A 5423-nucleotide genomic window follows, 5' to 3' on the forward strand; every position below is an offset into this window, starting at 1 on the left:
GTTGTCCGGCGGCGTCCTACTCTCCCACCCCGTCGCCGGGGCAGTACCATCGGCGCTGAGAGGCTTAGCTTCCGGGTTCGGAATGGATCCGGGCGTTTCCCTCTCGCCATGGCCGCCGTAACGCTGTGAACTTCTCCACCGCACCTCCCCGCCGGCCGGGGGCGGGGGGTGGTGGGGCGTTCAGAACCGCACAGTGGACGCGTCGTGTGATGATCTTCTCGGGGTGCCCGGTCGGCACCGTTCTCCCGATGGTGCAGGGCCGGTGGAGGGGTGTGGTCAAGCCCTCGGCCTGTTAGTACCGGTCGGCTGCACGCCTTGCGGCGCTTCCACCTCCGGCCTATCGACCCGCTGGTCTGGGCGGGGGCCTTACCCGGTTGATCCGGTGAGAGACCTCATCTTGAAGCGAGCTTCCCGCTTAGATGCTTTCAGCGGTTATCCCTGCCGAACGTGGCCAACCAGCCGTGCACCTGGCGGTACAACTGGCACACCAGAGGTTCGTCCGTCCCGGTCCTCTCGTACTAGGGACAGCTCTTCGCAAGTCTCTTACGCGCGCGGCGGATAGGGACCGAACTGTCTCACGACGTTCTAAACCCAGCTCGCGTACCGCTTTAATGGGCGAACAGCCCAACCCTTGGGACCTACTCCAGCCCCAGGATGCGACGAGCCGACATCGAGGTGCCAAACCATCCCGTCGATATGGACTCTTGGGGAAGATCAGCCTGTTATCCCCGGGGTACCTTTTATCCGTTGAGCGACACCGCTTCCACCTGCCGGTGCCGGGTCACTAGTCCCAGCTTTCGCTCCTGCTCGACCCGTCGGTCTCACAGTCAAGCTCCCTTGTGCACTTGCACTCGACACCTGATTGCCAACCAGGCTGAGGGAACCTTTGGGCGCCTCCGTTACATTTTGGGAGGCAACCGCCCCAGTTAAACTACCCACCTGACACTGTTCCTGATCCGGATCACGGACCGAGGTTAGACATCCAATTCGACCAGAGTGGTATTTCAACGGCGACTCCACGGACACTGGCGTGCCCGCTTCCACGTCTCCCACCTATCCTACACAAGCCGAACCGAACACCAATATCAAGCTGTAGTGAAGGTCCCGGGGTCTTTCCGTCCTGCCGCGCGTAACGAGCATCTTTACTCGTAGTGCAATTTCGCCGAGCCTGTGGTTGAGACAGCTGAGAAGTCGTTACGCCATTCGTGCAGGTCGGAACTTACCCGACAAGGAATTTCGCTACCTTAGGATGGTTATAGTTACCACCGCCGTTTACTGGCGCTTGAGTTCTGAGCTTCGCCCCGAAGAGCTAACCCGTCCCCTTAACGTTCCAGCACCGGGCAGGCGTCAGTCCGTATACATCGTCTTACGACTTCGCACGGACCTGTGTTTTTAGTAAACAGTCGCTTCTCACTGGTCTCTGCGACCCCCTCCCGCTGCCCCGCGCGCGGCGGTTCACGGGCTGGGGCCCCCCTTCTCCCGAAGTTACGGGGGCATTTTGCCGAGTTCCTTAACCACAGTTCGCTCGATCGCCTCGGTATTCTCTACCTGACCACCTGAGTTGGTTTGGGGTACGGGCCGCTGGGAACTCGCTAGAGGCTTTTCTCGGCAGCATAGGATCATTCCATTCGCCGCAGTCGGCTATGCGTCAGGCCTCACCCTGATGCGCCACGGATTTGCCTGTGGCGCGGGCCACACCCTTGCACCGGTACTACCACTCACCGGCGGAACTACCTTCCTGCGTCACCCCATCGCTTGCCTACTACCGGTTCGGATCCCGCGCTACTCCCGCACCCGAGCACAAGTGCTCGAGCACGGTTTGGGGCGGTTAGCATCGCCGGCCTCGGCAGGGACGCTCCTTCGCGGGTACGGGAATATCAACCCGTTGTCCATCGACTACGCCTGTCGGCCTCGCCTTAGGTCCCGACTCACCCTGGGCGGATTAGCCTGGCCCAGGAACCCTTGGTCTTCCGGCGGGGGAGGTTCTCACTCCCCTCTCGCTACTCATGCCTGCATTCTCACTCGCGTGGCGTCCACGGCTGGATTGCTCCGCCGCTTCGCCCGCCACGCGACGCTCCCCTACCCATCCCAGCCCCTGGCCGGCGCCCACGAAGGGCGTCGACGGGGTGTGTGCCGGAATGCCACGGCTTCGGCGGTGTGCTTGAGCCCCGCTACATTGTCGGCGCGGAACCACTTGACCAGTGAGCTATTACGCACTCTTTCAAGGATGGCTGCTTCTAAGCCAACCTCCTGGTTGTCTCTGCGATCCCACATCCTTTTCCACTTAGCACACGCTTGGGGGCCTTAGCCGATGATCTGGGCTGTTTCCCTCTCGACTACGAACCTTATCGCCCGCAGTCTCACTGCCGCGCTCTCACTTACCGGCATTCGGAGTTTGGTTGACGTCAGTAACCTTGTGGGGCCCATCGGCCATCCAGTGCTCTACCTCCGGCAAGAAACACGCGACGCTGCACCTAAATGCATTTCGGGGAGAACCAGCTATCACCGAGTTTGATTGGCCTTTCACCCCTACCCACAGCTCATCCCCCAGGTTTTCAACCCTGGTGGGTTCGGTCCTCCACGCGGTCTTACCCGCGCTTCAACCTGGCCATGGGTAGATCACTCGGCTTCGGGTCTAGAGCACGCGACTGCAGCGCCCTGTTCGGACTCGCTTTCGCTACGGCTGCCCCTCACGGGTTAACCTCGCCACGTACCGCTAACTCGCAGGCTCATTCTTCAAAAGGCACGCAATCACCGCCGCGCGCACGAGGCGCGCGATTCACGGCTCTCACGGCTTGTAGGCACACGGTTTCAGGTACTATTTCACTCCCCTCCCGGGGTACTTTTCACCTTTCCCTCACGGTACTTGTCCGCTATCGGTCACCAGGGAGTATTCAGGCTTAGCGGGTGGTCCCGCCGGATTCACACCGAATTTCACGGGCTCGGTGCTACTTGGGAGCAAGCTCGGAAGGACCGGCGTTTTCGTGTACGGGGCTCTCACCCTCTTCGGCGACCCCTTCCAGAGGCCTTCCACTAACGACCGGTCTTGATCACTTCCCGCACGCCCGGCAGAACGTGCAGAGCTGTCCCACGACCCCGCCTCCACAACCCCTGCCGGGTCTCACATGGAAACGGTTTAGCCTCCTCCGCTTTCGCTCGCCACTACTCACGGAATCACGGTTGTTTTCTTCTCCTGTGGGTACTGAGATGTTTCACTTCCCCACGTTCCCTCCGCACGCCCTATGTGTTCAGGCGCGGGTCACACCACATGACTGGTGCGGGGTTTCCCCATTCGGACATCCTCGGATCAACGCTCGGTTGGCAGCTCCCCGAGGCTTATCGCAGCCTCCTACGTCCTTCATCGGCTCCTGGTGCCCAGGCATCCACCGTGTGCCCTTAACAACTTGGCCACACTCCTACAAGAACTCTGCAATCCAGAGAAAAAAGAAGATGCTCGCGTCCACTGTGCAGTTCTCAACGTCCCACCAGCCACCGGCCCGCGCGCCCCGCCGAACCCATCCCCCGCCGCCGAGGCGACCGGATGATGGTGGTCCGGGACCGGACCGGCCCTGACCGAGGTGACCGCCCCCGCCACCGGCGGGGCCCGCTCCCTCAGGACCCAACAGCGTGCCTACGCCCGACCCCCGCCCGCCGCCCCGTTCCCCGCGCCCCCCGCCAAGGGGGGGCGCCGTACTAGGAGCAGCACCACGGCTGCCGGCCGAACTGGTCAGCGTTCCACCCTCGAGCACCACCCCAGGAACACCGCGACCCGCCGCAGATGGCGGGCCGTCCTCGTCCTGGGCGCGGCCCTGGACCACCAGGGCACCCCTGGCGGCCAGCGCTCCTTAGAAAGGAGGTGATCCAGCCGCACCTTCCGGTACGGCTACCTTGTTACGACTTCGTCCCAATCGCCGATCCCGCCTTCGACGGCTCCCTCCCGCGAGGGGTTGGGCCACCGGCTTCGGGCGTTACCGACTTTCGTGACGTGACGGGCGGTGTGTACAAGGCCCGGGAACGTATTCACCGCAGCGTTGCTGATCTGCGATTACTAGCGACTCCAACTTCATGGGGTCGAGTTGCAGACCCCAATCCGAACTGAGACCGGCTTTTTGGGATTCGCTCCACCTCGCGGTATCGCAGCCCTTTGTACCGGCCATTGTAGCATGTTTGCAGCCCTAGACATAAGGGGCATGATGATTTGACGTCATCCCCACCTTCCTCCGAGTTGACCCCGGCAGTCTCCCATGAGTCCCCGCCCTTACGCGCTGGCAACATGGAACGAGGGTTGCGCTCGTTGCGGGACTTAACCCAACATCTCACGACACGAGCTGACGACAACCATGCACCACCTGTGCACGGCCCTTACGGACCCGCCATCTCTGACGGATTTCCGCGCATGTCAAGCCTAGGTAAGGTTCTTCGCGTTGCATCGAATTAAGCAACATGCTCCGCCGCTTGTGCGGGCCCCCGTCAATTCCTTTGAGTTTTAGCCTTGCGGCCGTACTCCCCAGGCGGGGCGCTTAATGCGTTAGCTGCGGCACGGAGACCGTGGAATGGCCCCCACACCTAGCGCCCAACGTTTACGGCGTGGACTACCAGGGTATCTAATCCTGTTCGCTCCCCACGCTTTCGCTCCTCAGCGTCAGTTGTTGCCCAGAGACCCGCCTTCGCCACCGGTGTTCCTCCTGATATCTGCGCATTTCACCGCTACACCAGGAATTCCAGTCTCCCCTGCAACACTCGAGTCTGCCCGTATCGACTGCAGGCCTGGAGTTGAGCTCCAGGTTTTCACAGCCGACGCGACAAACCGCCTACGAGCTCTTTACGCCCAATAATTCCGGACAACGCTTGCACCCTACGTATTACCGCGGCTGCTGGCACGTAGTTGGCCGGTGCTTCTTCTGCTCCTACCGTCACTGATCGCTTCGTCGGAGCTGAAAGAGGTTTACAACCCGAAGGCCGTCATCCCCCACGCGGCGTCGCTGCGTCAGGCTTTCGCCCATTGCGCAATATTCCCCACTGCTGCCTCCCGTAGGAGTCTGGGCCGTGTCTCAGTCCCAGTGTGGCCGGTCACCCTCTCAGGCCGGCTACCCGTCGTCGCCTTGGTAGGCCACTACCCCACCAACAAGCTGATAGGCCGCGGGCCCATCCCCAGCCGGAAACCCTTTCCACCACCGGACCATGCGGTCAGCGGTCACATCCGGTATTAGCCCCAATTTCTTGGAGTTATCCCGAAGCCGGGGGCAGGTTGCCCACGTGTTACTCACCCGTTCGCCACTGATTCCTCCGCAAGCGGAGTTCACCGTTCGACTTGCATGTGTTAAGCACGCCGCCAGCGTTCGTCCTGAGCCAGGATCAAACTCTCCGTAGATGAATTCGATACCAGGCGAAAGGACCGAGAGTTGGCACTCTCCATGTCCATC

At 61.6% G+C, this 5423-nt stretch carries 3 rRNA genes; all 3 read right to left on the minus strand.

The window, feature by feature from the left end:
* Window positions 1–3 precede the first annotated feature (3 nt).
* The 3 genes from rrf to ACI782_RS25985 all read right to left on the minus strand — a co-directional run bounded on the left by rrf (window position 4) and on the right by ACI782_RS25985 (window position 5371).
* Window positions 4–120, minus strand: a 5S ribosomal RNA gene (gene rrf, locus ACI782_RS25975).
* 152 nt (window positions 121–272) lie between these two features.
* A 23S ribosomal RNA gene (locus ACI782_RS25980) occupies window positions 273–3410 on the minus strand.
* A 439-nt stretch (window positions 3411–3849) separates the two neighbouring features.
* Window positions 3850–5371, minus strand: a 16S ribosomal RNA gene (locus ACI782_RS25985).
* Together the 16S, 23S and 5S rRNA genes form the textbook arrangement of a ribosomal RNA operon.
* Window positions 5372–5423 lie beyond the last annotated feature (52 nt).

The sequence above is a fragment of the Geodermatophilus sp. SYSU D00703 genome (assembly GCF_054050155.1).